This is a genomic window from Bradyrhizobium sp. MI1.10 (assembly GCF_055811035.1).
Genome location: NZ_JBVVPN010000021.1, coordinates 24,781 through 50,432, shown reverse-complemented (window position 1 = coordinate 50,432; position 25,652 = coordinate 24,781). Strand labels below are relative to the sequence as shown.

The window sequence follows — 25,652 nt, the reverse complement described above, 5'->3', positions numbered from 1 at the left end:
GCATGCCTGATCGGCAATGGTCGGACCTGCCGGTTTTGGCAGGCCTGTCCGGATTGGACAAGCCGCCAAACCATGGCAGGTTTCACGATTTCCTACTTGTCCCAGAGCGAACTCGCGCAAGATCGTCGATCCGACTTTCGGATGGCCTACCCAAACCACCGCGGACGTGGTTGATTTGCCGCGACAATTCGATCGTGCGGCCTCAGCCGGAAGGATACGCCATGAAGGAAATGTTATGGCCATCATGATGCCTGCGAGCGACCAGGCCGTGCTCGCGCGCCGCGCCGAGATCGTGGCTGCATTGCGCGCAATCGTCCCAGGCGAAGGCGTGATCGATACGCCTGCCGAGATGCGGGCCTATGAATCCGACGGATTGACGGCCTATCGGCAGCCGCCGATGGTCGTGGTGCTGCCCGACACGACCGAGCAGGTTTCGCTCGTCCTGAAATATTGTGCCGGACAAGGCATCAAGGTGGTGCCGCGCGGCTCGGGCACCTCGCTCTCCGGCGGCGCGCTGCCGCTGGAAGACGGCGTGCTCCTGGGCCTCGGCAAGTTCAAGCGCATCCGCGAGATCGATTTCGACAACCGCGCCGTCGTCACCGAACCCGGCGTCACCAACCTCGCGATCAGCCAGGCCGTCGCCCATGCCGGGTTCTACTACGCGCCGGATCCGTCCTCGCAGATCGCCTGCTCGATCGGCGGCAATGTTGCGGAGAATTCCGGCGGCGTGCACTGCCTGAAATACGGCATGACCACCAACAACGTGCTCGGCTGCGAGATCGTGCTGATGAGCGGCGAGATCCTGCGCATCGGCGGCAAATCGGCGGAGAACTCCGGCTACGACCTCATGGGCGTCATCACCGGCTCGGAAGGCCTGCTCGGTGTCATCACCGAGATCACGGTGCGCATCCTGCAAAAGCCGGAGACGGCGCGTGCGCTGATGGTCGGATTCGCGCAAGTCGAGGCGGCCGGCGAATGCGTGGCGCGCATCATCGGCGCCGGCATCATTCCAGGCGGCATGGAGATGATGGACAAGCCTGCGATCCACGCCGCGGAAGCCTTCGTCCATGCCGGCTATCCGCTCGATGTCGAGGCCCTCCTCATCATCGAGCTCGACGGTCCCAAGATCGAGGTCGATGAGCTGATCACGCGGGTCGAGACGATTGCGAACGCTTGCGGCTCGACCACCTGCCAGATCTCGACCTCGGAGGCCGAGCGCAATCTGTTTTGGGCCGGCCGGAAAGCCGCGTTCCCCGCCGTCGGCCGCATCTCGCCGGACTATCTCTGCATGGACGGCACCATCCCACGCGGTGCGCTGCCGAAGGCGCTGGCGCGCATCCGCGAGCTATCCGAAAAATACCAGCTCGGTTGCGCCAACGTGTTCCATGCCGGCGACGGCAATCTGCATCCGCTGATCCTCTATGACGCCAACAAGCCCGGCGAGATCGAGCGCGCCGAAGCCTTCGGCGCCGACATCTTGCGCGCCTGCGTCGAGTTCGGCGGCGTGCTCACCGGCGAGCACGGCGTCGGCATCGAGAAGCGCGATCTGATGCCGGAGATGTTCAGCGAGATCGACCTCAACCAGCAGCAGCGCCTGAAATGCGCCTTCGACGCGCAGGGCCTGCTCAATCCCGGAAAGGTGTTTCCGACCCTGCACCGCTGCGCCGAGCTCGGTCGCATGCACGTCCATGCCGGCAAGCTGGCGTTTCCCGACATTCCGCGGTTCTAGAGCCGCCTCGCTGCAACGCGCCAAATTTGATTTTCGCTGCAAACTTCGGTACCCGCTACAGGCGTGGATACGCTCAAGGTACGAGACGCCAAAGACGTCGAAGAGGTGGTGCGCGCGGCGATTGCCAATGAGCAGCCGCTCGAGATCATCGGCCATGGCTCCAAGCGTGCCATCGGTCATGCGATGGCGACCAACGCCGTGCTCGACGTCTCCGCGCTGAATGCCATCACCGCCTATGAGCCCAACGAACTCATTGTCACGCTCCAGGCCGGGGCGCCGCTGGCCGACGTGCTGTCGCTGATCGATGCCAAGAACCAGCAATTCGCCTTCGAGCCGATGAACACCGCGCCGCTGCTCGGCACGCCCGCGCTCGGCACCATCGGCGGCATGATCGCGGCTGGCCTGGCCGGTCCGCGCCGGATCAAGGCGGGCGGGGCGCGCGACCATCTGCTTGGGGCGCATGCTGTCTCCGGTTTCGGCGACAGCTTCAAGACCGGCGGCAAGGTGGTGAAGAACGTCACGGGCTACGACCTCTGTAAGCTTCTCGCGGGTTCCTGGGGCACGCTGTCGATCATGACCGAGGTCACGCTGAAGGTGATGCCGAAGCCGGAGGCGGAGCGGACGCTGTTGCTGCGCGGGCTCGACGATGCCGCCGCGAACAAGGCGATGACGGCGGCGCTCGGCTCGCCCTTCGACGTCTCCGGGGCCGCGCATCTGCCGACATCGGCGTTCCGGACCAAGATCGAAGGTCTCGGCGATATCGCAGGCCAAAGCGAGGCGCTGACCGTGCTGCGGCTCGAGGGCATTACCGCCTCGGCCGCTCACCGTGCCGGCTCGCTGCGCGAATTGCTGGCGCCGTTCGGAACCGCAACTCTCGTCGAGGACACGGTGTCAGCGGCGCTGTGGACCACGATCCGCGACGTCCTGCCGTTCGCGGCTGACGGCGCGCTGGGGGCGTGGCCAGTCTGGCGGATCGTCTGTCCGCCGGCGTCGGGCGCGGCGCTCGGGACGCTGCTGGCGCGCGAGACCGGCGGCGAATTGATCTACGATTGGGGTGGTGGACTGATCTGGGCGGCGTTGCCACCGAAGCCGGACGCGCATGCCGCGGCCGTGCGCGAACGTGCAAATGCGGCCGGCGGGCACGCTACGCTGATCCGGGCGGCCGAGGACATCAGGCGCACGATCGATGTATTCCACCCCCAATGCCCTGGCCTTGCCGCCTTGAGCGAGCGGGTCCGCGCCAGCTTCGATCCGAAGACCATCCTCAACCGGGGCCGGCTGTCGCGGGGCGTTGCGGCATGAAGACCGAATTCTCACTCGCGCAGCTCGCCGATCCCGACATCGCGGAAGCCGACAAGATCCTGCGCGCCTGCGTCCATTGCGGCTTCTGCACCGCAACCTGCCCGACCTATGTGCTGCTTGGCGACGAGCTCGATAGCCCGCGCGGCCGCATCTATCTGATCAAGGAGATGCTGGAGAAGGACCAGACGCCGACCGCCGAAGTGGTCAAACATGTCGACCGCTGCCTGTCGTGCTTGGCTTGCATGACGACCTGCCCCTCGGGGGTGAATTACATGCATCTGGTCGATCAGGCCCGGGTCAGGATCGAGCAGCGTTACGAGCGGCCGCTGGCCGAGCGGCTGCTGCGCCGGGTGCTGGCCTTCGTCCTGCCGGACCCGCAGCGTTTCCGCGCCAGCATGGTGCTGGCGCGGCTGGCCCGCCCGCTGGCCGCGTTCCTGCCGCCGCCCCGGCGGCGGCAGGGTGTTCGCGGCTCTCGGCAAGAAGCGCGGCCGGGTCGCGCTGCTCCAGGGCTGTGCCCAGCAGGTGCTGGCGCCGCGCATCAACCAGGCTGCCATCAGTCTCCTCACGCGCCACGGCATCGAGGTCGTCCTGGTCAGGGACGAGCAGTGCTGCGGCGCGCTGACCCATCACCTCGGCAACGACCAGGACGCATTGGCGCGGGCTCGCGCCAATGTCGCGGCGTGGCGCGCGGAAGCGGCCGGCGAGGGGCTCGACGCCATCCTGGTGACCGCGTCCGGCTGCGGCACCGTGATCAAGGACTACGGCTACCTTCTGCGCGAGGACGCTGCGCTTGCCGCCGATGCGGCGAAGGTCTCTGCGCTCGCCAAGGACATCACTGAATATGTCGCCGGCCTTGGACTCGCGGCCACGGCGCGACAGGACAACATCGTCGTCGCCTATCACTCGGCGTGTTCGTTGCAGCACGGGCAGAAAATCACGGGCCTTCCGAAAGAATTGCTTTCCAATAACGGATTCGTGGTGAAAGATGTGCCCGAGAGCCATTTGTGTTGCGGTTCGGCGGGGACTTACAACATTCTCCAGCCCGAGCTTGCGGGCCGGTTGCGTGATCGCAAGGTCGCCAACATCGCGAGCGTCAAGCCGGACATGATTGCCACAGGCAATATCGGCTGCATGGTGCAGATTGCCAGTGGCACGTCAGTTCCGGTCGTACACACGATTGAGCTTCTCGATTGGGCTACGGGCGGGTCGCGGCCGGCATTGAACGCGCAAGACTGAGCTTTCGAAGACCGAGCTTTCGAGGGCTGAGCTTTCGTCCGGAGGTGACGGCTGAAGACACCCGATCGACCATTGTTCGGCGGCAACAGGAGGACCACGATGGCGAAAGCGAAGAAGAAAAAAAGCAAGAAGGCCAAAAAGGCCAAGAAGGCAGTAGCGGCGAAGAAGACCGCAAAGAAGGCAGCCAAGAAGTCTGCGAAGAAGTCTGCCAAGAAGGCTACAAAGAAATCTGCGAAGAAGGCCGCGCCGAAGAAGGCGGCCAAGAAGGCCGCTAAGCAGGCTGCGCCCAAAAAGGCCGCCAAGAAGGCTGCGAAGAAAGCGGCGCCGAAGAAGGCGAAGGCAGCTCCCGCGCCGAAGCCGTCAACGCCGGCAGCTCCGGCTCCTGAGCCCGCCGCCGAGACAAGCTGGGCGATGCCTTCGTCTTCTGCGGACTCGACGCCGGCCGAAGGACAAGGTTAGGCCCAAGGTTCAGGCCCAAGGTTAGGCCAAAGGGCTGGGTCCAATCCGACGACCATGATCGACAACAGGAAGGCCGCAGCGGTGATGCTGCGGCCCTTTTTGCATCGGCGAGACGGGCCGCGAGGGATGGTCTTGTCCGGAAGCAGCCTGATTCGTGGCGCGGGCAGCACGGTACCGCAGGACCCGTACTAACCCGGGCCTCCCAGTGCACTTTGGATTGCAAATAATGTGTTCGAGAAGACACACAGGCTGACAACCTGCCGTGGAATCGTCAGAACGCCCAAAAAGTCGGCAGATGCCCGCGTTTTTTGCTTCTCGGTTTGCGCCACTCCATCCAGATTGCCGCAGTTACGAAATTTGCAATCAGGTCGTGCGTTCCGGGGGCTTCCGGGATCCGGCTGGGGTCATAGAACTGGTGATGGGGATCGAAATGAAAAAAGTGGCTTTGTTGGCAACGGCGCTGGCAATGGTGACGGGCTCGGCTTTCGCGGCAGACATGGCGGTGAAGGCTAAGAAGGCCCCGGTGGTTGCGTTCGATCCCTGGGATATCGCCTTCGGCGGCGCCATCATGAGCGACTACATCTTCCGCGGCGTCACGCAGTCGAACCACAAAGCGTCGGTCGCGGCCTATTTCGAGCCGCGCTACAACGTCAACAAGGACCTCCAGCTCTACGTCGGCGTGTCCGCCGAGAGCATCTCCTTCGCCAATCGCGCCGCTGCTGAAGTCGACATCTACGGCGGTATCCGCCCGACCTTCGGCGCCTTCGCGTTCGACATCGGTGTCTGGGGCTACCTGTATCCGGGCGGCAGCTGCGCCGACAACGTGCTCACCGGCGGCATTCCCGGCGGCAACGTCTGCGGCGTCAGCACGACCACGATCTTCCTCGCCGACGGCAACGTCATGAAGAAGGACGTCAGCTTCGTCGAAGTCTACGGCAAGGTGAACTACACCATCAACGACAGCTTCACGGTCGGCGCGACCGAGTACTACTCGCCGAACTTCCTGAACTCGGGTGCTTGGGGCAACTACGCTTCGTTGACCGCCAAATACACGGCGCCCAGCACGGCCTTCGGTCCCTCCGGCATGGGCATGTACGTGTCGGGTGAATTCGGCCGGCAGTGGTTCGGAACTTCGGACGCCTTCTACGGCACCGGCGTCGGCACCGTTTTCGCCAACGGTATCCCCTACAAGGACTACAACACCTGGAACATCGGCATCGGCTTCACCTACAAGGTGTTCACGCTGGATCTGCGTTACTCCGACACCGACCTGAACAAGGGTGATTGCAACGCCTTCACCAGCGCCTTCAACGCCACCGGCACCACCAACGTCACCGCGATCAATCCGGGCGGCGCTGGATCCAACTGGTGCGGCGCGGCCGGCATTGCCAAGCTGTCGTTCGACCTGACGGCGATGAGCAACCTGAAGTAAGCTTCTTCCCGAAGCGACTTGATGAGGGCGGCAGGGCAACCTGCCGCCCTTTTGCTTTGGGACTTTTGGGGCGCAGGCTGAGGGCCTGCATGGTTCGAGACGTCCGCCTTCCGGCGGGCTCCTCACCATGAGGGGGCACGGTTTTCACCGCGAGGACAGACCTCATCCTGAGGGCCCGCCAAGGGCGGGCGTCTCGAAGCATGGCCGCAACGAAGGGCGATAGCCTCAGGGCTTGGTCGAGCCGTCTCAGCGCGCCGCGCTCGGCTCCTTCTCGACCGGCACACCACCGTCACCGAGGACGTGGATCGCGCCGTGCTTCACCATCGTCACCTTGCGGGTATGGAAGGCTTCCAGCGTCGAGCGGTGGCCGATCGAGACGAGGGTGGCCTGTGGCAGCTTCTCCGCCAGCAGCCGGTACAGGCGGGCCTCGGACGGCTCGTCCAGCGAGGCCGTGGCCTCGTCCAGAAACAGATAGTCCGGCGCATGCAGGAGCGCGCGGGCGAGCCCGAGCCGCTGCTGCTCGCCGAGCGACAGCATCCGGTTCCAATGACCGTCCTCCTCAAGACGCTCGGCCAGGTCAGGCAATCCGACCGCGATCAGCGCATCCCTGACGCGTGAGGTTTCGAACGCGCCCGGCGCGGCCGGATAGACCACCGCGTCGCGCAGCACGCCGACCGGGAAATAGGGGCGCTGGGGCAGCATCATCAGCTTCGCCTTTTCCGGGACGAAGATGGTGCCGGTGCCGAACGGCCAGATGCCGGCGATGGCCCGGAACAGCGTCGACTTGCCGGAGCCGGACGGTCCGGTCACCAGCACGCGCTCCGGCGTCTGGACGGAGAAGGCGTCGGCGGCGACCAGCGGCGTGCCGCTCGGCAGGTTCACGCAGAGCTGTTCGAGGGCGATATTGCGATTGCCGCCGGCGGCCTTGAGGGCAATCGCAGGCTCGTGCGGCGGCAGGTGCGCGGCCGCATCGACCGACATCTCGAAGCCGTCGAGGCGGGCGACGATCGAGCGCCATTCCGCCAGCGATCGGTACGCCGTGACGAAGAACGACAATGCGCCCTGTACGCTCGAGAAGGCGGAAGCGGTTTGCATCATGTCGCCAAGCTGGATCTTCTTGGCGAAGAAGGCCGGCGCCACCAGCACGTAGGGAAAGATCACGGCGGCCTGCTGATAGCTCGCGGTGAACGCGGTGAGGCGCTTGGTACGGCTCATAATGGCGTACCAATTGCCGATCACGAAGCCGAAGCGATCCAGCAGGCGGCCGCGCTCGGCGCCTTCGCCCTTGAGCAGCGCGATCTGCTCGGAATTCTCGCGGACGCGGACGAGGTTGAAGCGGAAGTCGGCCTCGAAGCGCTGCTGCTCGAAATTGAGATTGACCAGCGGGGCACCGATCCAGTGCGTCAGCGCCGTGCCGAAGATCGCGTAGACCAACGCGCCCCAGCAGAGATATCCGGGGATCATGAGGTCGGCGCCGAACAGGTGCAACGGCGCGGCGTTGGAAAGCCCCCAGAGGATGATCACGAAGGAGAACAGCGTCACGATCGACGAGAGCAGGCCGAGCCCGATGGTCAGGGTCTGCTCGACGAAGTTCTTGACGTCCTCGGTGATGCGCTGGTCCGGGTTGTCGGCCGCATCGCCCTTGAGCTGCATGCGGTAGTGGGTGGCGCCTTGCAGCCATTCGCCCAGATAGTGCCGGGTCAGCCATTGCCGCCAGCGGATCTGCAGCCACTGGTTCAGATACAGCTTGTAGACCGCCAGCGCGATGAAGGCGGAGGCGAGGCCGATGAAGATCCAGATCTCCCTGACGAAGCTATCCCAGTCGCTTGCCTGCAGCGAGCTGTAGAACCGGTTCTGCCATTGGTTGACCAGGACGTCGATCGCGACCAGCGCCAGCTCCATCGCGATGACCGCGGCGAGCAGACCGCGGCCGGCCCATTTGTCCTCCGATCGGAAATACGGGGCGGCGATTCGCCAGACGATCGCGAGCGTGGCGCTGATGTTCTTCACAGAGCTCTGTCTCCTGAGGGGATGTGCACAACTGCCCGGGCCAAAGACCTGGGACGACGGCGGAAATCGGCGCGCTTAGACTAAAGTCGCGAGTCCTGCAATTTGCGTTGGCTTGTCGCAGCTTGCAACCCTAGCATGGGGCTCATCGGCGCGGGGTGGGGGCCTCCGGGATTTCGCGAGCTTGTGAGCGGACGGGAACCGCTGCATTCGCGAGGAATTCGCGTCCGGCTCGGGGGTTATCGCTTCAGCGTCAAGCAGGATCGGCTGTCCACGCGGGCCGCCTGCAGCACACATGCGTGGGGGAGGAAGATCATGTGGAATCAAGTTTATGACCCGTTGCACAGCCCCGTGCTGTCGACGATCGCGGCGGCAGTCCCTGTCGTCACATTGCTGGTCCTGATCGCGAGCGGCCGCGTCCAGGCTCATATCGCGGCGGTCATCGCCGTGATCGTGGCCAATTTGATCACGATCTTCGTCTTCACCATGCCGGCGAACATGTCGATCCGCGCCTCGGTGCTGGGCATCGTGACAGGCTTTTTCCCGATCGGCTGGATCGTTCTCAACGTCATCTTCCTCTACCAGGTGACGGTGAGCACCGGACGCTTCGAATTGCTCAAGCGCGCGGTCGGCGGCGTCACCGAGGACCGGCGGCTGCAATTGCTGCTGATCGCGTTCTCGTTCGGCGCGTTCTTCGAGGGTGCCTCGGGCTTCGGCACGCCGGTCGCGATCACGGGCGCCGTCCTGATCGGCCTCGGCTTCTCGCCGCTTGCAGCAAGCGGCCTGTCGCTGATCGCCAACACCGCGCCGGTCGCCTATGGCGCGCTGGGCACACCGATCCAGGGCCTGGCCTCGGTCACCGGGCTTGATCCTTACATCCTCGGCGCGATGGTCGGCCGGCAATTGCCGTTCTTCTCGCTGATCGTGCCGTTCTGGGTGGTGTGGGCGTTCGCGGGCTGGAAGGGCATGAAGGATGTCTGGCCGGCGATCCTGGTCACCGGCGTGTCGTTCGCGGTCCCGCAATTCTTAATCTCGAACTTCATCAATCCCTGGATCGTCGACATCGGCGCATCGCTGATCTCGATGGGCGCGCTGATCCTGTTCCTGAAGGTCTGGCAGCCGAGGCAGCTCTGGCTGTCCCCCGCGCTGCGCGGCCGCGATGAATCGGCCGCCACCATGGCTGCGGCAAAACCGATGGACAAGACGCCGCTGACGCAGAGCGAGCTGTTCAGCGCGCTGCTGCCGTGGATCATCGTCTGTATCGTGATGCTGATCTGGGGCAATGGTGGATTCAAGACCTGGGCGAATTCGATCTTCACCTGGAACTATCCCGTTCCCGAGCTGCATCAGATGATCAACAAGATGCCGCCGGTCGCGCCAGGGCCGACGAAAGAGAGCGCGGTGTTCGGCTTCACCTATCTCTCTTTCACCGGCACGGGCATGCTGATTGCGGCGATCATCTCAGGCTTCCTGATGGGCGTCGGTCCTGGCCGGCTCTTGACGGAATACGGGCGTACCATCCGGCTGTGCGCGATCTCGCTGATCACGATCTCGGCGATGCTCGCGATCGGTACGCTGACGCGGCTCTCCGGCGTCGACGCGACGCTCGGCCTCGCCTTCGCCGCAACCGGCGTGCTCTATCCCTTCTTCGGCACGCTGCTCGGCTGGTTGGGCGTGGCCCTGACGGGATCGGACACTGCCTCCAACGTGCTGTTCGGCAACCTGCAGAAGATCACCTCGGAGCAACTCGGCCTGTCGCCGATCCTGATGGCTGCGGCGAACTCGTCCGGCGGCGTAATGGGCAAGATGATCGACGCGCAGTCGATCGTGGTCGCCTCGACCGCGACCAACTGGTACGGCCATGAGGGCACGATCCTGCGCTTCGTGTTCTGGCACTCGATCGTGCTGGCCTCGTTGGTCGGCGTGTTCGTGACGTTGCAGGCCTATGTCTGGCCCTTCACGGCGATGGTGCTGAAGTAGCAGGCCACGCCGGCTTCAAGCCAAATCCCCGCGAGGTTGGTCCTCGCGGGGATTTTTGCGTCGTGCATGGGCGAACCTTCTCAACGGCGCCGCCGTCTTATAGAAGGTGCCGCAAATCAGGTCGGTCGAGAGGTCTCATGGTTTCGTTCAGGCAGACGGTGTGCGCGGCGGTTGCAATGCTGGCGATGTCCACGCTCGCGCGTGCGGAGGACGGTTTTCCGTTCGGCACCGAGATGACGCTGGAGGCGCTGCCGCAGCCGGGCTCGAAGCGGATTCCAAACATCGAGATCAGCGACAATGGCGAGGTCGTGCTGGAGCTCTGGTGCAAGGGTGGCCAGGGCCAGTTCTCGGTCGCCGGCAACACCGTGATCTTCGTGCCCGGCCAGATCCAGGACCGCTCCTGCCCGCCGGCGCGGGCCCAGGCCGACGACGATCTCGTTGCAGCGCTGGGCAGCGTCGAGACTTGGAAGCGCCAGGGCGACGTGCTCACGCTCGTCGGCCCCAAGCCGCTGCGCTTCCGCGTCAACGGGAATTAGATCTCTCGCGTCCCGGACGCGCTGCAGCGTGCAACGCTGCTGCGCAGAGCCGGGACCCAGTTATCTATCGTCGATCTCGTGCGCGGCTTCTGGGCCCCGGCTCAGCAGCGCATCACTGACGTGCCGCACTGCGTCCGGGGCACGATAGTTCAGCGGGCTACTTCCACACCGACTTGTCGGCGTCCCAGCGCTGGCCTTTCAGCTCCTTGGCGAGCGCCTCGACCGAACCGTTGTCGTCGGGCTGATCGCCTTCCTCGTCGGCGGTCGCTTCGTCCGAGAGATTGAGCTTGGCACCGCTGCTCTCGTCGGTGGTCGTGGTCACGGGATTCCCGACCCAGAGCATGAGCTTGTCGGTCGTGCCGGGCTTGTCGGGCGAGACGAGGCCCGCGACCTCGATCGTGTCGGTGAGCTCGAGCGCCGGAAAATCCTGGTTCGGCCGCTTGAACACCAGCTTGAGCTTGCCGGTCGCCGGGTTGAAGCCTTGTGAGACCGGCTTTGCCGCCAGCGTCCTGCTCAGCACGCCGGCCACCGCGGCCGCGAGCTTGTCGCGGTTGATCTTGTCGCCCTCGCGCCAATCGGCGGCGGCAATGCGGATGGTGCGGTCCATCTCGGTCATGCCCGCGGTCCAGCCCGCGGCGGTGACGCCGGGCGTCGCCTTGAATTTTGCCAGCAGCGCGCTGGCGCGCTCCGGATCGACCGACATGTTGATGGTCTGCTCGCCCGCGCGCAGCGCGTCGCACCCGACGGTGAGGCTCGCCAGCGTCACCTCGACGTCCTGGCCCTTCAGGCTCTTGAGGAACTCGGTCGCGGCATCCAGCTTGACCTTGACCGCGATCGCTTCCGGCGAGACGTCGGTGAAATCCTTCGGCTGCGGCGTGATGCCGTCGTCGGAGGTCTGGTTGTCGAGGAATTCCTTCTCGCTGAGATCGGAATTGTCGGGCGAGGTGACCTCGGTCACGGCCTGGCCAATGCTGATCTGGCCGCGGAATTCGAAGGTGTCTCCGGCCTGTTTGCGCAGCAGTTTGACGGTGACCGGCGCTTTCGCGCCGAGGCTCTGCGTCGTACCCGTCAGGTTCTGGCCGGCGACCTGGAGATTGACGACGAAGCGGTCCTTGCGGTCGGAATTCTTCGCGACGGGATAACAGACGTCGAGCACGGCTGCGGTGACGGTCTTGCCCTGGCGTGTCTCCTTCAGGATCACGTCGGCATTGCCGTCCATCAGCCCGTCGATCGAGGTGAAATAGCGCGTCTCGACGCCGCCGGGCGCCGTGGCCTTCGGCGACAGCTTCATCTGGGCGGATGCGACCTCAGGCGAAACTGCAAGCAGAGCCGCCAGAACGGCCGTGGAGCAAAACACAAGCGCGCGCATCGAGGAAATCCCTGAGGCAATGGGGCATGATCCGGAAAAATGTGGAGCGGTTTTCCGATCAGATCATGCCCAAACAATTCGAATCGGGCGTCACCGTAGTGGGTTTTGGCCGCCGGTTGAATTGGAAAGCACGGGGCACGATTGCCAAAAAAGAAGGCCGCCCGGAGGCGGCCTTCGCAACACTGCAATGGAACGGGCGGGCCTTAGAAGCCGCCCATGCCGCCGCCGGCCGGCATGCCGGGCGCGGCGTCCTTCTTCGGCGACTCGGCGACCATGGCCTCGGTGGTCACCAGCAGGCCGGCGATCGAGGCGGCGTCCTGGAGCGCGGTGCGCACCACCTTGGCGGGGTCGATGATGCCCTTCTCGACCATGTCGACATACTCCTCGGTCTGGGCGTCGAAGCCGAAGGTCTCGGACTTGTTCTCCAGGATCTTGCCGACGACGATCGAGCCTTCCACGCCCGCGTTCTCGGAGATCTGGCGGATCGGGGCTTCCAGCGCCTTCAGCACGATGTTGATGCCGGCCTGGACGTCGGCATTGGCATTGGTCAGACGGCCGACCGCCTTCTTGGCGCGGAGCAGCGCGACGCCGCCGCCGGGGACGATGCCTTCCTGCACCGCGGCGCGGGTGGCGTTGAGCGCATCCTCGACGCGGTCCTTCTTCTCCTTGACCTCGATCTCGGTGGCGCCGCCGACGCGGATCACCGCGACGCCGCCTGCGAGCTTGGCGAGACGCTCCTGGAGCTTCTCACGGTCGTAATCCGAGGTGGTCTCCTCGATCTGGGCCTTGATCTGGCCGACGCGGGCCTCGATTTCCGGCTTCTTACCGGCGCCCTTGACGATCGTGGTGTTCTCCTTGTCGATCACCACCTTGCCCGCGCGCCCAAGCATCTTCACCGTAACGTTCTCGAGCTTCATGCCGAGGTCTTCGGAGATCAGCTGGCCGCCGGTGAGGATCGCGAGGTCCTCGAGCATGGCCTTGCGGCGGTCGCCGAAGCCCGGCGCCTTGACGGCGGCGACCTTCAGGCCGCCACGGAGGCGGTTGACGACCAGAGTGGCCAGCGCCTCGCCCTCGACGTCCTCGGCGATGATGACGAGCGGCTTGCCCGACTGCACCACGGCTTCCAGCACCGGCAGCATGGCCTGCAGGCCGGACAGCTTCTTCTCGTGCAGGAGGATGTAGGCGTCCTCGAGCTCGGCGGTCATCTTCTCGGGGTTGGTCACGAAGTAGGGGCTGAGATAGCCGCGGTCGAACTTCATGCCCTCGACGATGTCCACCTCGGTGTCGAGCGACTTGTTCTCCTCGACGGTGATGACGCCCTCGTTGCCGACCTTCTGCATCGCCTGCGCGATCATCTTGCCGATGGCAGCATCGCCGTTGGCCGAGATGGTGCCGACCTGGGCGACCTCGGAAGAGGCGGCGACCGGCTTGGCGCGCTTCTCGATGTCCTTGACGACGGCTGCGACCGCGATGTCGATGCCGCGCTTGAGGTCCATCGGGTTCATGCCGGCGGCAACCGACTTGGCGCCTTCGCGCACGATGGACTGGGCCAGCACGGTCGCGGTGGTGGTGCCGTCGCCGGCGAGGTCGTTGGTCTTGGAGGCGACCTCACGCACCATCTGGGCGCCCATGTTCTCGAACTTGTCCTCGAGCTCGATCTCCTTGGCGACGGTGACGCCGTCCTTGGTGATGCGGGGCGCGCCGAACGACTTCTCGATGAGCACGTTGCGGCCTTTCGGGCCGAGCGTCACCTTGACGGCGTTGGCGAGAATGTCGACGCCGCGCAGCATGCGATCGCGCGCGTCTCCGGAAAACTTGACGTCTTTGGCAGCCATGGTCTGCAATTCCTCTTCTTTTTTCGTGATGTGTCTTGTTTGTTGGGCCGCCTCATTCCGGGGTCCGCGATCGAACCCGGCGGAATGATGCATGCCCGGATCGAGTGACCCGGGCATGCATTCAGCGGCCGTTCAGGCGTCTGGCCTTAGGCCATCACGCCCATGATGTCCGACTCCTTCATGATCAGGAGCTCATCGTTGTCGATCTTGACCTCGGTGCCCGACCACTTGCCAAACAGCACACGGTCGCCGACCTTGAGGTCGATCGGGATCAGCTTGCCGGCCTCGTCGCGGCCACCGGGGCCGACGGCGACGACTTCGCCCTGGGACGGCTTTTCCTTGGCCGTGTCCGGAATGATGATGCCGCCCTTGGTCTTTGACTCGGCGTCGATACGTTTGACCACGACACGGTCATGCAGCGGACGAAATTTGGATTTAGTCATGACGTTTCCCTTTGGAGGCTCGCTTCGGAAGGAGTGAAAGTGGGCGGGCGGCGCTTCCGTCTACCCTTCCCGAGGATCGATCGGCGCGCGTTAGCAATCCATCTTTCAGAGTGCTAATGGTGCGTCCGGGAATATGGCTTGGCCGCGATCCTGTCAAGCAAAGGTGGTTAAGCGATTGGTGAGACGGATATAGGATGGTGACATTGGAAACTTGTTCGGGGCGCCGGCGTATTAAAGGACGTCATTGCTCCGGCAGCGGTTTTGCGCTTGGCTGCGGAAGGGGTGCGGCCATGGTTTTGTCCGGGGGAATGCCATGATCAGTTCAGCTCACGCGCGCACGGTCGCCAATCTGGCGGCGGCTTCTTGCCTGGCGCTGCTGCTTGGCGCCTGCGGCGGCGGCATGAGCCTGCCGTCCTTTTCTTCGTCCTCACCGCCCCCCGAGGCCGAGCCCGGCACCGGTCCGGAAATGCCCGCGTCGATCCGCGCCGACGAGATCGTTGGGCGCTGGGGCCTCGCCTCGTTCCAGAACCCGGCCGACCGCGCCCGCACCGAGGCTGCCGCCCGGGCCCAATGCAAAAATCCTTACGTGATCACCGCCGGCTCCTCCGGCGGCGTGATCATGCATCTGGCGGACCAGGCAACACCGCAGGAGCTGCGGCTGAAGGGGTCGCCCAGCGGCAAGAATTATATCGGGCCGGCGGGTCCGACGCCCGGCGAGCAGGACCGCGAGATCGTCTCCTTCGACGGTCGCGTCCTCATCACCCGCTTCATCGACAAGGACGCCGCCACCCGCTACGGCAACATGGTCTACGTCCGCTGCGCGCCGAGGGCGTGATCGCGGCGCCGGCCTAGCCACTCGTCATTGCGAGAAGCGAAGCGACGAAGCAGTCCAGGCTGTCTCCGCGGACACAATCTGGATTGCTTCGCTTCGCTCGCAATGACGTCCAAAACAAAAAAACGCCGGCTCTCGCCGGCGTTTTGTTTTCCGTAGCGTCGCGTCCACTCAGTCGAACAGCGCGTCGATGTCGTCCTGCGAGGCGTGGCCGACGTCGCCGGCGAGCTTCGGGCCGTTGAGAAGCTTGTCGTCGTCGCTGCGGGTGTCGACCTGCGGCACGACGTGGGACTTGATCGCGTCGACACCGCCCCAGATTTCCATCATGGAATTGATGTGCTGCTCGATGAACTTCATCGTGCTCATGACCTTGCTGATGCGCTGGCCGGTCAGGTCCTGGAAGTTGCAGGCTTCGAAGATCGAGATGACGCGTTCCTGGATATCGTCGGCGAGCCGCTTCTGCTGATCGGCCGATTGCACCTTGGCCATCGCGCTGGCCGCCTGGTCGATCGACTCGGCGGCTTCGAGGATCTGCTGGGTCGCCTGTTCGGTGCCGCCGACGACCGCGCCGAGCTCGCCATTGACCTTGGCCATTTCGCCGCCGTCGAAGCTCTTGCCATGCAGTGTCGCGATCTCGCGCTTGGTGCGGTCGATGGCGTCGTGGATGAGGTCGAGCTCGACCTTCAGCTTCTCGCACTGCTCGATCTGCGCCCGGTAAGTATCGAGCATGGTACGGGCTTCGGAGAGCTCATGGGCGGTGGAGGCGTCGATCGCCGCCATGGCGGCGCTGCCGGACAAGGGCACGGTGCCCTTCGCCATCTGTGCACGGATCGCACGCAACTCGGCCATGATCTCGCTATGCATCGGCGCAGCCTCCTCAATCATTTCGGGGCTTGGCATCTCGCCGACAATAGCCTCTTCGACACGAAAACGTTTGCGGTGAATAGCCATCAAGAACTCCCCCCACCTCACTCACGCGTCTTTGTAGGCAGAAGCGATTTAACACGAAGTTCACAGCCGGAACTGTCGTGCGGTTGTGCGCGACGGCTTGCAAACGGGCGATTAACCATGCGTGCGCGGCGTTCATCGAAAATAAACGCTGATCGCCAAATTGCACCGCTGCCGACGACGTGGTGAATCGAAATGGCGTTTCCGTTTACCAAACAAAACGGCTTTTGCTCTTTATTGACCACGTCGCGGGTGCGGATCAGCCATCACCTCGCCACGACGCATGTGATCTAGACGAAACAGTACAGAGTACGTCGATGTTCAAGAAAATGTCTGTTGCGCTGCTTGGCAGCGCTTGCACCTTCATTGCCGGCGTCAACAGCGCCAGCGCCTTCGACAATAGCGTGCCGAACGATCCGCCCGCGGTGCTGTACCAGCCGCAGGTGCCGCCTGCGCCGGTGCGTGTCGCCTCCAATTCGAACATGGGCGGCGGCTTCATCGAGTTCATCTTCGGCGACGGGCCCGGCCGCGGTCCGGCCTACGCTCCGCAGCAGCCGGTGTACCAACAGCAGCCTGGTTATTATGACCAGCGTCGCCTGCCGCCGATGGGCGAGCCGCAGACACAGGGCGCAGGTCTCCAGCAGGAGGCGGTCGATCCGCGGCAGCGTCAGTTCGATCCGAGATTCGAGAAACAACTCGTTGACTATAGCGGCAACGAAAGCGCCGGCACGATCGTGGTCGATACGCCGAACAAGTTCCTCTATCTGGTCGAGGGCAGCGGTCGTGCGATGCGCTACGGCATCGGCGTCGGGCGTCCCGGCTTCACCTGGTCCGGCGTGAAGTCGATCACGGCCAAGCGCGAATGGCCTGCCTGGACGCCGCCGGCGGAAATGATCGCGCGCCGTCCCGACCTGCCGAGGCATATGGAAGGCGGCCCGGAAAATCCGCTCGGTGCGCGCGCGATGTATCTCGGCTCGACGCTTTACCGTATCCACGGTTCGAACGAGCCCTGGACCATCGGCACCAACGTCTCCTCGGGCTGCATCCGCATGCGCAACGAAGACGTCATCGATCTCTATGGCCGCGTCAACGTCGGCACCAAGGTCGTCGTGATGTAGGCGCATAGTGCCCGGAACCAAAAACGGCCGCCTCATCGGCGGCCGTTCTCGTTTGGAGCACGGGTAAGAAGCGTCAGGCGTAATCGCTGCCGCCATCGTCTCCGCCGCCGAAATCGCCGTCGTCGGCGAGGTCGACATTGTCGTCATTGTCGTTCTGATCGTTGTAATTCTGGTCGTCGTTCGATGCGTGGTCGGCGAAGCCCTGGCGGGACGCATCGCCGCGGTCGCGGTTCGAGCCGATGTCGTCGAGGCCGGCATCGCGCGCGAGCGATCCGCCGGACTGGTCGCCGCCGCTCCAGGGGCCTCCACCAGCGCTGCGGTCGCCCAGGGCATTGGTGTCGCCAAAAGCCTGCTGGTGCGGTCCGCCCATCATGCCGCGGATGCTGGACAGCAGCAGCGAGCCGCCGACGACGCCGGCCGCGGCTGCCGCCGCCGTGCCGAGGAACGAGCCGCCACCGCCGACCGGCGGCGCGCCATAGCCCTGGCCTGGACCCTGATTTGGACCCTGACCGTATGCCTGCCCATAAGGCGGCTGGCCGTAACCGGGCTGAGGCTGCTGCATCGCCTGGCCGCTGTTCCAGACCGGCCGCGAGTCACGCGGCGGTACGTTCGGAACCGAGCCGCGCGATGGACCCCCGCCGAACAGCGTGTCGCGCATGGTGTCCAGGAAACCGCCGGACTGCGCCTGCTCGGGCGCCTGCCCCGCCTCCAACTCCTGGATGCGGTTGTGGGCGCGCTTCAGCGCCTCGTCCTGCAACAGCGTGGTCTGAACCAGCGCATAGACAGCGCCGGGGGCCTTGCGCAGGCCGTCGGAGATTGCGGCGATCGCGTCGGGATCGCGCGGTGCATTTTCCAGTTTCGAAAGCCGATCGAAAAGCTCGTCGACGAGCTGGCGTTCCTGCGGCGTCATGGTCAGTCTCCCTTGCGCAAAACAAGCGCGAGGCAGATGTAGGGTTCCATTGTGGCCCCAACAGTGCCGGCAGGATTAAATTTCGGTATGCGACAAGCTGCCTCGCGGGCGGCTTTCTCGCAAACTTCCACCGGTTCACCCCAGCGTGACGCCGCTGTCCGTCAGCAGGCGCGCGAAGGCATTGCCGGCGAGATAGGCGTGCTCGCGTTCGCGGACATCCGTCATCGGGTCGAGCCCGGTGAGGATGTCGTCGACGAAGCCGGGATGACACATGATGAGGCCGCCATCCGGCAGGCCTTCCAGGAAATGCCGCATCAGCGCGCCGAAATCGGCCGCTTGCGTGAAATCATAGGCGCCGGCGAAACCGGGATTGAAGCTGAGGCCCGCGCTGCCGGCACGGCGGCGGAATTGCGCGCTGAGGATATCCAGCACCATGGCTTTCGGCGAGGCCAGCCGCTGCATCAGGGGCAGGTCGCGGCCGCCCTGGCGCACCCAGGCTTTTGGCGCGGCTTCGGCGACTGCGTCGACAAAGCCGTCGCGCACCTGCGGGTAGAGCTGCACATGCTGATGACCGTCGACGAAGTCAGGCGCGCGCCCGAACGCTTTCGCGAAGGCTGCCAGCTGCGCCTTGACCTCGTTGCGAAAGAACTCGCGGTCGAGCCTTCGCGCAAGACCGGCGCGGAGCAGCTTCGGAAACGGGAGAAACATGTCGCCGTCGAGCGGGCGGAAATGCATGGTGAGCGGCCGGAACGGTGCCGACAATGTCACGTGCAATCCGATCGCGCAGCGCGGGCTCGCTTGCGCCGCCGCCTGGAGCGCCTCGATCTCGCTGCGCTCGACCGCAGGTCCCACCATCATTACCGACGTCGCGTTGAGACGGCCGCGTTCGATCAGGTCGCGGATGGCGCGATTGACGCCCGGGCTGATGCCGTAATCGTCGGCGCAGAGCCAGATCCGCCGTGGCGGCGCGGCCGCGCTCATTCGGCCGCCGTCCTCTTCGAGGCGTCCAGGCTTGAAGCGTCCTGGCTTGAAGCATCCTGGGCCTTGTCGGTTTCGAAATGCTTTTCACTGTGCTCGGCGACGAAGTAGATCGGGCGCGCCTTCAGCTCGGACAGGATCTTGCCGATATATTCGCCGACGATGCCGATCATGATGAGCTGCACGCCGCCGATCGTCATCAGGCCGATCACGAGTGAGGGATAGCCGGGCACCTGCTTGCCGGTGGTCAGGACCTCCCAGAGGATCGACAGACCGAACAGGAACGCTCCGCCGGCGAGGATCACGCCGAGCAGGCTGGCGAAGCGCAGCGGCGCCACCGAGAACGAGGTGACGCCTTCGATCGAAAGACCAAGCAGGCGCGCGGCGCTGAAGGTTGTCACGCCATGGGTGCGCGGCGCCGGTTCGTAATCGACGCGGATCTGGCGGAAGCCGATCCAGCTCGCGAGGCCCTTGAAGAAGCGGTTGCGCTCGGGCAGCTGCCTCAGTGCTGCGACGGCGCGCGGCGACAGCAGGCGGAAGTCACCGGCGTCTTCTGGTATCTTCTGGCGCGCGCCCCAATTGATCAGCGCATAGAAGCCGCGTCCGGCGAGCCGCCGCAGGAAGGGCTCGTTGTCGCGATGCGCCTTGGCGGTATAGACGACGTCGTAGCCGTCCTCGATCCAGTGCCGCACCAGTCGCTCGACCAGCGACGGCGGATGCTGGCCGTCGCCGTCCATGAACAGCACCGCGCCGAGCCGGGCATGGTCGAGGCCGGCCATCAGCGCGGCCTCCTTGCCGAAATTGCGCGACAACGACACCACCTGGACGTCGACCGCGTCGGCCGGCAGTGCGCGGGCGATCGACAGTGTCGCGTCCGCGCTGCCGTCGTCGACATAAACGATCTCGCAAGCCAGGCGATAGCGCTGCCGCAAGGTCTTTGCGAGATCGCAGATGCGCTGGTGCAGGGCGGCGAGACCCGCCGCTTCGTTGTAGAGCGGGACGACAATCGACAGTCCCTTCGCGGCGGCGCTGGCCGCGGTGGTCGTCATGCCGGAAACGTCAGAGCCCAGCGTCATGAATCAAGGTTCCAGAGGCGATCAGGTTTTCTTGCAAGGTCATCCCGACAGCATATGGTAGCTGCCGTTTGCTGTCGCTACGCTGAACGGAATTGCTCAACAAACTTTGGGCTCACTGCCGCAGGAACGCCTCGAGCCTGGCGAACAGCGGGTTCTCCCGGTCGAACACGTAATCCAGCGAAACCACCGAGACGGTCTCGGCGCCATGCCCGCGCAGGAAGCTCGCGAGTGCATAGAGCTGGCCCGGCGGGCAGTGCAGCGTGAGCATGCCCGACGAGGTCGGTCCGCCGAACGGGGCTTCGACGCCGAAGCGCTCGTGGGCCTCGGTGAGCATGGCCGCGTCGCACTGGCGGAAGCGGGTGCGAACTTCGCGGTATTTGTTGGCCCGCGCCCGCGCCGCGATGTGATCGAGGATGATTCGCGCGGTCTCCCGTGCCTGCGGCGACCAATCGGCGTCTCTCGAGGCGACCAGATTGGCCTGGCTGCGCAGGATCACGCCGTCGTCGAGCACCCGCAATCCGTTGGCGGCGAGGGTCGCGCCGGTCGTGGTGATGTCGACGATCAACTCGGCGCTGCCGGCGGCCGGCGCGCCTTCGGTCGCGCCCGTGCTTTCGACGATGCGGTAATCGGTGATGCCTTGGCTCTGGAAGAAGGCGCGGGTGAGATTGATGAACTTGGTCGCGACCCGCATCCGCATGTGATGCTGCTCGCGGAAGCCGGTGGTGACGTCGTCGAGGTCGGCCATGGTGCGGACGTCGATCCACGCCTGCGGCACCGCGACGACGACGTCGGCATAGCCGAAGCCGAGGCCTTCGATCAGGGAGACGCGCTTGTCGGCGTCCGCGATGGTCTCGCGCACCAGATCCTCCCCGGTGACGCCGAGATGCGCCGAGCCGCGGGACAACTGCGAGGCGATCTCGCTCGCCGAGAGATAGGCGACCTCGACATTGTCGAGGCCCGCGAGCGTGCCGCGATAGTCGCGGGCGCCGCCCGCCTTCGACAGCTTGAGCCCAGCGCGGGCGAAGAAGGCCTCGGTGTTTTCCTGCAGGCGGCCCTTGGAGGGAACGGCCAGAACGAATGGCGCGCTCATGACTTAAGCTCCCACCTTGCGGCCGATCCGGGTCAGCGCATCCACCCAGACCGAGAAACCGACCGCAGGGATCGGCTCGGCCGATCCAAGCTGGGTCATCAGCCCGTCATAGCGGCCGCCGGCAACCAGCGGCTCGGCCCCGTTGCCGCGGTGATGCAGCTCGAATTCGAAGCCGGTGTAGTAGTCGAGCCCGCGTCCGAACGCGGTCGAAAAGCGCGTTCCCTTCACATCGATGCCGCGCGCGGCCATGAAGCCGACCCGGCTTTCGAACTGGTCGACCGCAGCACTGAGGTCGAGCTTCGCGTCATTGGTGAGCGCGCGCAGCTCGGCGACGGCGTCATCGGGGTTACCCGATATCGACAGGAAACGCTTGAGCACGGCGATGGCCTCGCGCGGCAGCGCACCGCCCTTCAGTGTCGACTGCTCGAGGAAGCGGTCGGCAATCTCGGCCGTGCTGCGGCCGCCGACATTGGTGGTGCCGGCGATCGACATCAGATCGGTGACGAAAGCGAGTGCCGCCTTGCGGTCGGAGCCGGCGAGCGCCGCGAGCACGCCCTCATATTCGCTGCGGGTCGCGGTCGTCGCGGCTGCCAGCCGCTCCAGATCCTGCTCCAGGCTGATCTTGCGGTTGAAATCCTTGACCAGGCGGCGGCGCCAGACCGGATAGAGGTTGAGCGCGTCGAGCAGCGCGTTGAACAGCGCTACGTCGCCGGTGCGGATCTCGACGTCGCGGACGCCGAAGGCGGCGGTCGCCTCCAGCGCCAGCGCCAGCATCTCGGCATCGGCCGCGGCGCGGTCCTGGCGGCCGAACGATTCGATGCCGGCCTGCAGGAATTCGTTGCTCTGGCCGTTGCGGTAGCGAAACACCGGGCCGAGATAACTGAACCCGGCCGGCTGGCCGGCACGGCCAGAGCTGAGGTAGTCGCGGGCCACCGGAATGGTCAGGTCCGGGCGCAGGCACAACTCCTCGCCGGAGAGGTCCGTGGTCAGGTACAGGCTCTTGCGGATGTCCTCGCCGGAGAGATCCAGGAACGGTTCGGCCGGCTGCAGGATCGCGGGCTCGGCCCTGACATAGCCCGCCTGCGCGAACGACAGCAGCAGCGTGTCCGCCCAGGCGGCGGAGCCGGCAGCATTTGAGGTGGCAGTCGCGGTCATGTCGGGGTCCATCGTCCCGGTGGAACCGGGCAGGGCAAGCAAGGGGAGCGAATTGCCGCAGGCCTTAGCATGGCCCGAAAGCGGTTTCGACCTCCAAAGGATCAATCGCTTAACGGTCGGCCAATATCGGCATCAGGCCATTTTGCCACGCCAATCGCCCAGCACCGCCTGCACCAGCGCCAGCGCGGCCACCGCGGCCGTGTCGGCCCGCATGATCCGCGGTCCCAGCGCCAGCCGCAGGATTTTCGGCTGCCGCAGCAGCAGCGCGCGCTCTTCCCCGGCAAAGCCGCCTTCGGGGCCGATCAGCACGTCGATTCCCTCCGCCGCGCCTGCGCCTTGCAGGCTCTGAATGGGGTTTTCGAGCTCCGCCGCCTCGTCGCAGAAGATCAGCAGCCTGCCGGCGGCGCGCTGACTGAGGAAGCGCTCCAGGGGCATCGGCTCGGCAACGGTGGCGATGCTGAGAATGCCGCATTGCTCGGCCGCCTCGACGACATTGGCGCGCATCCGCTCGGTATTGACGCGGGAAGCTTGGGTGAACCGGGTCAGAACCGGCTGAAGCGAGGCAGCGCCCATCTCGATGGCCTTCTGCACCATATAGTCGAGCCGGGCGTGCTTGAGCGGGGCGAAGACGTAAGAGAGGTCGGGCAGCCGGTCCTGCGGCCGGGTCTGCTGGAGGATGACGAGGCCGTCCGGCCGCTTGCGGCCTTCGATGGCGGCCTGCCATTCGCCGTCGCGGCCGTTGAATGCCAAGACTTCGGCCCCGGCGGCAAGCCGCAGCACATTGCCGAGATAATTGCTCTGGTCGCGGTCGAGCTCGACCCTGCCGTCCTGGGCAAGGGGAGCATCGACGAACAGGCGGGGGCCGCGGAAATCGTGGGAGGGCATGGTTCAAAGGTCCGATTTGCCGCCGTTCTTAACCGAAAGCAGTAGTTTCGGGGTAAATTTTGCCAAAATGGTGCGTCGGCGCGCCGCGCTCCTGCCCTATTCAACGGGTTGTTAAGGGCCGGCGGGAATCGTAAAATCGCGAGCACGCTGGTTGCGCTTCAATTGGGAAGACGCCGAACCCCGCAAGCTCCTGCCGGAGAGACTGCCTTGATGATCCGTCATTTGATGGTTCCGATCACTGCCGCCATGGTCACGATGGGCCCCGTTTGTGCCTATGCGCAGGGTTTCCCCGCGCCGCTGCCGGGCCAGGCCCCAACAAGTTCCGCGTTTCCGCCCGTGAACGGCTCGGCGCCCGTCGCCTCCGTCGGCGGCGCGCCGCAATCGTCCTTCCCCGTGAACGGCGCCGCGCCTGTCGGTGGCGCCGGCGCCTTCAGCGCGGCGCCGCCGACGCAAGCCGGTCCCGGCGAGGACTGCATGAAGGCCTTCATGCCTCTGCGCGAGGATGCCGAAAAGCGCGGCAAGCTGATCAAGGCCGCGAGCGACCGTCACGCTCCGCCTGACGAGGCCTGCAAGCTGATCCGCAACTTCAGCCAGGCTGAGACCAAGATGATCAAGTACATCGAGGCCAACGCCTCGAAATGCGGGATTCCGGCGCAGGTCGGCGCGCAGATGAAGGACGGCCACAAGAACACCGAGGCCATGACGGCGAAGGTCTGCAACGTCGCGCAGCAGATGCAGAACCAGCCGCGCGGACCGGCCGGTCCGTCGCTGAGCGAAGTGCTGGGTTCGGGCTCGGCGCCCGAGGCCAATGCCGGCAAGAAGGGCGGCAGCACCTTCGATACACTCAACGGCAACGTCCTGACGCGATGAGCGACACATCCGCCCGAGTTGCCGATTCCACCGGCAACTGGGTCGATACGCGTGCGCCGCAATGGGCGCGGCCTTATCTGCGCTTGTCCCGCTTTGATCGTCCGATCGGCTCCTGGCTCCTGTTGATGCCGTGCTGGTGGTCGGCGGCGCTCGCCGCCGGCATGGCGCATGACGTCCGCGGGCTGCCGCTCACCATCGTCCTGTTCTTCATCGGCGCCTTCGTGATGCGGGGGGCAGGCTGTACCTGGAACGACATCACCGACCGTGATCTTGACGACAAGGTCGAGCGCACCCGCTCGCGACCGCTGCCGTCGGGCCAGGTGAGCGCGAAGCAGGCGCTGGCCTTCATGGTCGCGCAGGCGCTGATCGGGCTCGTGGTGTTGCTGCAGTTCAACCGCTTCGCGATCCTGACCGGCATTGCCTCACTGCTGATCGTCGCGATCTACCCGTTCATGAAGCGCATCACCTGGTGGCCGCAGATCGTGCTCGGGCTTGCGTTCTCCTGGGGCGCCCTGATGGGATTTGCCGTCACCTTCGGGCGCATCGACGTCACCGCACTCGTGCTCTATGCCGGCGCGATTTCCTGGGTGATCGGCTACGACACGATCTACGCGCATCAGGACGCAGAGGATGATGCGCTGATCGGCATCAAGTCCACCGCGCGCCTGTTCGGCGCGCATACGCACCAGGCGCTGATCCTGTTCTACGGCCTGGCGGTGCTGCTGATCGGCGTGGCGCTGGCGTCGGGCGATGCGCGCTGGCCGGCCTGGCTCGGACTTGGGGCCTTCGCCGTGCATCTGGCCTCGCAGATCGCGCGGCTGAATATCAGCGACGGCGATCTCTGCAAACGCCTGTTCTATTCGAACCGCGACGCGGGATTTCTGCTGTTTGCGGGTTTGCTGGCCGACGCGGTGCTGCGAGCGGCCTAACTCCGCGCGATGATCTCGCGCTCGTCGCGATGCACCGACAACTCGCGTGCGACACCGGTGCGGCGGCGCATCAGAAATTTCGGACGGCGGTGGCGGATCGCGTTGGCGCGGCGACGCCGCGGCGCGGGTTGGCGTGCGCCTTCGTCGAGCTGCGGAAGCGCGAACAGCTCGCTCCAGATCGCCCAGGCCTCAACGAGTTCGTCGCCATCGGCGCTGACCAGCAGCGGAATGGAGAGCGAGGGATCGCGATGCACGAGGACGAGGGTCTGGGCCTCGTCGTTGCCGCGCAGCGCGACGCCGATGAAGTCGCTGACGCGGACGTTGATCGCCATCCGCATGCCGCGGACGGCACGGTGCAGCACGACACGTTCGCGATGAAGCTCGATCTGCCGGACATATCCGTCGGCGCGCGGATCATGCGCATCGAAGCGGACCGGAAGGGAAAGGGGGTGGGGGGGCGCGGGGGGGGGGGGCGCCCCCCCCCGGGGGGGGCGGGGGGGGGGGGGGGTGGGGCCCGCGGGGGGGGTGGATGG

The 25,652-nt window shown here is 65.3% G+C and carries 22 protein-coding genes and 1 pseudogene; 11 read left to right on the top strand and 12 right to left on the bottom strand.

Features of this window, described 5'->3' with window-relative positions:
* Positions 1-235: 235 nt before the first annotated feature.
* The 5 genes and pseudogenes from AC0L3K_RS22420 to AC0L3K_RS22400 all read left to right on the top strand — a co-directional run bounded on the left by AC0L3K_RS22420 (position 236) and on the right by AC0L3K_RS22400 (position 6,158).
* Entirely contained in the window at positions 236-1,729 is a 1,494-nt protein-coding gene (locus AC0L3K_RS22420) for an FAD-linked oxidase C-terminal domain-containing protein (protein ID WP_007596965.1), read from the top strand.
* Between the two features lie 63 nt (positions 1,730-1,792).
* Positions 1,793-3,031: an FAD-binding protein gene (locus tag AC0L3K_RS22415; RefSeq protein WP_354201634.1), complete on the top strand. Its 1,239-nt coding sequence runs from the start codon at positions 1,793-1,795 to the stop codon at positions 3,029-3,031.
* Positions 3,028-4,267: pseudogene (glcF, locus tag AC0L3K_RS22410) on the top strand (glycolate oxidase subunit GlcF). Before AC0L3K_RS22415 ends, glcF begins: the two are co-directional and overlap by 4 nt.
* Before the next feature lie 99 nt (positions 4,268-4,366).
* On the top strand, positions 4,367-4,726 hold the full coding sequence (locus tag AC0L3K_RS22405) for a hypothetical protein (protein ID WP_007596963.1): 360 nt from the start codon (positions 4,367-4,369) through the stop codon (positions 4,724-4,726).
* 430 nt (positions 4,727-5,156) lie between these two features.
* Positions 5,157-6,158 (top strand): TorF family putative porin, encoded by a 1,002-nt coding sequence (locus AC0L3K_RS22400; protein WP_007596962.1) that lies wholly within the window; start codon positions 5,157-5,159, stop codon positions 6,156-6,158.
* A gap of 246 nt (positions 6,159-6,404) precedes the next feature.
* On the opposite strand, the gene AC0L3K_RS22395 is transcribed toward AC0L3K_RS22400, so the two are convergent.
* Positions 6,405-8,168, bottom strand: a complete 1,764-nt coding sequence (locus AC0L3K_RS22395; protein ID WP_007596961.1) for an ABC transporter ATP-binding protein/permease — start codon at positions 8,166-8,168, stop codon at positions 6,405-6,407.
* A 312-nt stretch (positions 8,169-8,480) separates the two neighbouring features.
* Here AC0L3K_RS22395 and AC0L3K_RS22390 point away from each other — a divergent pair, with 312 nt between their 5' ends.
* Entirely contained in the window at positions 8,481-10,145 is a 1,665-nt protein-coding gene (locus AC0L3K_RS22390) for an L-lactate permease (RefSeq protein WP_354201632.1), read from the top strand.
* A 137-nt stretch (positions 10,146-10,282) separates the two neighbouring features.
* On the top strand, positions 10,283-10,681 hold the full coding sequence (locus AC0L3K_RS22385) for an META domain-containing protein (protein ID WP_473366922.1): 399 nt from the start codon (positions 10,283-10,285) through the stop codon (positions 10,679-10,681).
* Between the two features lie 157 nt (positions 10,682-10,838).
* Here AC0L3K_RS22385 and AC0L3K_RS22380 read toward each other — a convergent pair whose 3' ends face one another.
* The 3 genes from AC0L3K_RS22380 to AC0L3K_RS22370 form a co-directional block, all read right to left on the bottom strand.
* Positions 10,839-12,050 carry a hypothetical protein gene (locus tag AC0L3K_RS22380; RefSeq protein ID WP_473366921.1) on the bottom strand — a complete coding sequence of 404 codons (1,212 nt, stop codon included), beginning with the start codon at positions 12,048-12,050 and terminating at the stop codon, positions 10,839-10,841.
* Positions 12,051-12,253: 203 nt separating this feature from the next.
* Positions 12,254-13,885 (bottom strand): chaperonin GroEL, encoded by a 1,632-nt coding sequence (gene groL, locus AC0L3K_RS22375; RefSeq protein WP_027520435.1) that lies wholly within the window; start codon positions 13,883-13,885, stop codon positions 12,254-12,256.
* Between the two features lie 146 nt (positions 13,886-14,031).
* Positions 14,032-14,328, bottom strand: a complete 297-nt coding sequence (locus tag AC0L3K_RS22370; protein ID WP_007596954.1) for a co-chaperone GroES — start codon at positions 14,326-14,328, stop codon at positions 14,032-14,034.
* Positions 14,329-14,641: 313 nt separating this feature from the next.
* Here AC0L3K_RS22370 and AC0L3K_RS22365 point away from each other — a divergent pair, with 313 nt between their 5' ends.
* Positions 14,642-15,163 (top strand): hypothetical protein, encoded by a 522-nt coding sequence (locus AC0L3K_RS22365; protein WP_007596953.1) that lies wholly within the window; start codon positions 14,642-14,644, stop codon positions 15,161-15,163.
* A 168-nt stretch (positions 15,164-15,331) separates the two neighbouring features.
* Here AC0L3K_RS22365 and AC0L3K_RS22360 read toward each other — a convergent pair whose 3' ends face one another.
* Positions 15,332-16,111: a protein phosphatase CheZ gene (locus AC0L3K_RS22360; protein WP_007596952.1), complete on the bottom strand. Its 780-nt coding sequence runs from the start codon at positions 16,109-16,111 to the stop codon at positions 15,332-15,334.
* A gap of 314 nt (positions 16,112-16,425) precedes the next feature.
* Here AC0L3K_RS22360 and AC0L3K_RS22355 point away from each other — a divergent pair, with 314 nt between their 5' ends.
* The gene (locus AC0L3K_RS22355; RefSeq protein ID WP_007596951.1) at positions 16,426-17,226 is read left to right on the top strand and encodes a L,D-transpeptidase; all 801 of its coding nucleotides are present in this window, start codon (positions 16,426-16,428) and stop codon (positions 17,224-17,226) included.
* A gap of 73 nt (positions 17,227-17,299) precedes the next feature.
* On the opposite strand, the gene AC0L3K_RS22350 is transcribed toward AC0L3K_RS22355, so the two are convergent.
* The 6 genes from AC0L3K_RS22350 to AC0L3K_RS22325 all read right to left on the bottom strand — a co-directional run bounded on the left by AC0L3K_RS22350 (position 17,300) and on the right by AC0L3K_RS22325 (position 23,320).
* Complete coding sequence (locus AC0L3K_RS22350) at positions 17,300-18,136, bottom strand: DUF2076 domain-containing protein (protein WP_219685365.1); 837 nt, start codon at positions 18,134-18,136, stop codon at positions 17,300-17,302.
* A 135-nt stretch (positions 18,137-18,271) separates the two neighbouring features.
* Positions 18,272-19,117, bottom strand: coding sequence for a ChbG/HpnK family deacetylase (locus tag AC0L3K_RS22345; protein WP_473366920.1), 846 nt, complete (start codon positions 19,115-19,117; stop codon positions 18,272-18,274).
* Entirely contained in the window at positions 19,114-20,190 is a 1,077-nt protein-coding gene (locus tag AC0L3K_RS22340) for a glycosyltransferase family 2 protein (RefSeq protein WP_473366919.1), read from the bottom strand. The genes AC0L3K_RS22345 and AC0L3K_RS22340 overlap by 4 nt, the downstream gene beginning before the upstream one ends.
* Before the next feature lie 112 nt (positions 20,191-20,302).
* Positions 20,303-21,280, bottom strand: a complete 978-nt coding sequence (hisG, locus tag AC0L3K_RS22335) for an ATP phosphoribosyltransferase (RefSeq protein WP_018453440.1) — start codon at positions 21,278-21,280, stop codon at positions 20,303-20,305.
* A 3-nt stretch (positions 21,281-21,283) separates the two neighbouring features.
* Positions 21,284-22,435, bottom strand: a complete 1,152-nt coding sequence (locus AC0L3K_RS22330) for an ATP phosphoribosyltransferase regulatory subunit (RefSeq protein WP_007596942.1) — start codon at positions 22,433-22,435, stop codon at positions 21,284-21,286.
* A gap of 132 nt (positions 22,436-22,567) precedes the next feature.
* The gene (locus AC0L3K_RS22325) at positions 22,568-23,320 is read right to left on the bottom strand and encodes a 16S rRNA (uracil(1498)-N(3))-methyltransferase (protein WP_473366918.1); all 753 of its coding nucleotides are present in this window, start codon (positions 23,318-23,320) and stop codon (positions 22,568-22,570) included.
* A gap of 210 nt (positions 23,321-23,530) precedes the next feature.
* On the opposite strand from AC0L3K_RS22325, the gene AC0L3K_RS22320 reads away from it, so the two are divergent.
* Positions 23,531-24,190: a hypothetical protein gene (locus tag AC0L3K_RS22320; protein WP_473366917.1), complete on the top strand. Its 660-nt coding sequence runs from the start codon at positions 23,531-23,533 to the stop codon at positions 24,188-24,190.
* The gene (gene ubiA / locus AC0L3K_RS22315) at positions 24,187-25,119 is read left to right on the top strand and encodes a 4-hydroxybenzoate octaprenyltransferase (protein WP_473366916.1); all 933 of its coding nucleotides are present in this window, start codon (positions 24,187-24,189) and stop codon (positions 25,117-25,119) included. The genes AC0L3K_RS22320 and ubiA overlap by 4 nt, the downstream gene beginning before the upstream one ends.
* Here ubiA and AC0L3K_RS22310 read toward each other — a convergent pair.
* Positions 25,116-25,652, bottom strand: a 537-nt coding sequence (locus tag AC0L3K_RS22310; RefSeq protein ID WP_473366915.1) for a DUF6101 family protein, incomplete at its 5' end; no start/stop codon positions are given. The genes ubiA and AC0L3K_RS22310 overlap by 4 nt on opposite strands.

What these genes read in the sequence shown, in the direction of transcription:
- AC0L3K_RS22420 (WP_007596965.1), top strand. Translation starts at nt 236, where the DNA reads ATGGCCATCATGATGCCTGCGAGCGACCAGGCCGTGCTCGCGCGCCGC.
- AC0L3K_RS22405 (WP_007596963.1), top strand. Translation starts at nt 4,367, where the DNA reads ATGGCGAAAGCGAAGAAGAAAAAAAGCAAGAAGGCCAAAAAGGCCAAG.
- AC0L3K_RS22400 (WP_007596962.1), top strand. Translation starts at nt 5,157, where the DNA reads ATGAAAAAAGTGGCTTTGTTGGCAACGGCGCTGGCAATGGTGACGGGC.
- AC0L3K_RS22390 (WP_354201632.1), top strand. Translation starts at nt 8,481, where the DNA reads ATGTGGAATCAAGTTTATGACCCGTTGCACAGCCCCGTGCTGTCGACG.
- AC0L3K_RS22385 (WP_473366922.1), top strand. Translation starts at nt 10,283, where the DNA reads ATGGTTTCGTTCAGGCAGACGGTGTGCGCGGCGGTTGCAATGCTGGCG.
- AC0L3K_RS22380 (WP_473366921.1), bottom strand. Translation starts at nt 12,050, where the DNA reads ATGCGCGCGCTTGTGTTTTGCTCCACGGCCGTTCTGGCGGCTCTGCTT.
- groL (WP_027520435.1), bottom strand. Translation starts at nt 13,885, where the DNA reads ATGGCTGCCAAAGACGTCAAGTTTTCCGGAGACGCGCGCGATCGCATG.
- AC0L3K_RS22370 (WP_007596954.1), bottom strand. Translation starts at nt 14,328, where the DNA reads ATGACTAAATCCAAATTTCGTCCGCTGCATGACCGTGTCGTGGTCAAA.
- AC0L3K_RS22365 (WP_007596953.1), top strand. Translation starts at nt 14,642, where the DNA reads ATGATCAGTTCAGCTCACGCGCGCACGGTCGCCAATCTGGCGGCGGCT.
- AC0L3K_RS22360 (WP_007596952.1), bottom strand. Translation starts at nt 16,111, where the DNA reads ATGGCTATTCACCGCAAACGTTTTCGTGTCGAAGAGGCTATTGTCGGC.
- AC0L3K_RS22355 (WP_007596951.1), top strand. Translation starts at nt 16,426, where the DNA reads ATGTTCAAGAAAATGTCTGTTGCGCTGCTTGGCAGCGCTTGCACCTTC.
- AC0L3K_RS22350 (WP_219685365.1), bottom strand. Translation starts at nt 18,136, where the DNA reads ATGACGCCGCAGGAACGCCAGCTCGTCGACGAGCTTTTCGATCGGCTT.
- AC0L3K_RS22345 (WP_473366920.1), bottom strand. Translation starts at nt 19,117, where the DNA reads ATGAGCGCGGCCGCGCCGCCACGGCGGATCTGGCTCTGCGCCGACGAT.
- AC0L3K_RS22340 (WP_473366919.1), bottom strand. Translation starts at nt 20,190, where the DNA reads ATGACGCTGGGCTCTGACGTTTCCGGCATGACGACCACCGCGGCCAGC.
- hisG (WP_018453440.1), bottom strand. Translation starts at nt 21,280, where the DNA reads ATGAGCGCGCCATTCGTTCTGGCCGTTCCCTCCAAGGGCCGCCTGCAG.
- AC0L3K_RS22330 (WP_007596942.1), bottom strand. Translation starts at nt 22,435, where the DNA reads ATGACCGCGACTGCCACCTCAAATGCTGCCGGCTCCGCCGCCTGGGCG.
- AC0L3K_RS22325 (WP_473366918.1), bottom strand. Translation starts at nt 23,320, where the DNA reads ATGCCCTCCCACGATTTCCGCGGCCCCCGCCTGTTCGTCGATGCTCCC.
- AC0L3K_RS22320 (WP_473366917.1), top strand. Translation starts at nt 23,531, where the DNA reads ATGATCCGTCATTTGATGGTTCCGATCACTGCCGCCATGGTCACGATG.
- ubiA (WP_473366916.1), top strand. Translation starts at nt 24,187, where the DNA reads ATGAGCGACACATCCGCCCGAGTTGCCGATTCCACCGGCAACTGGGTC.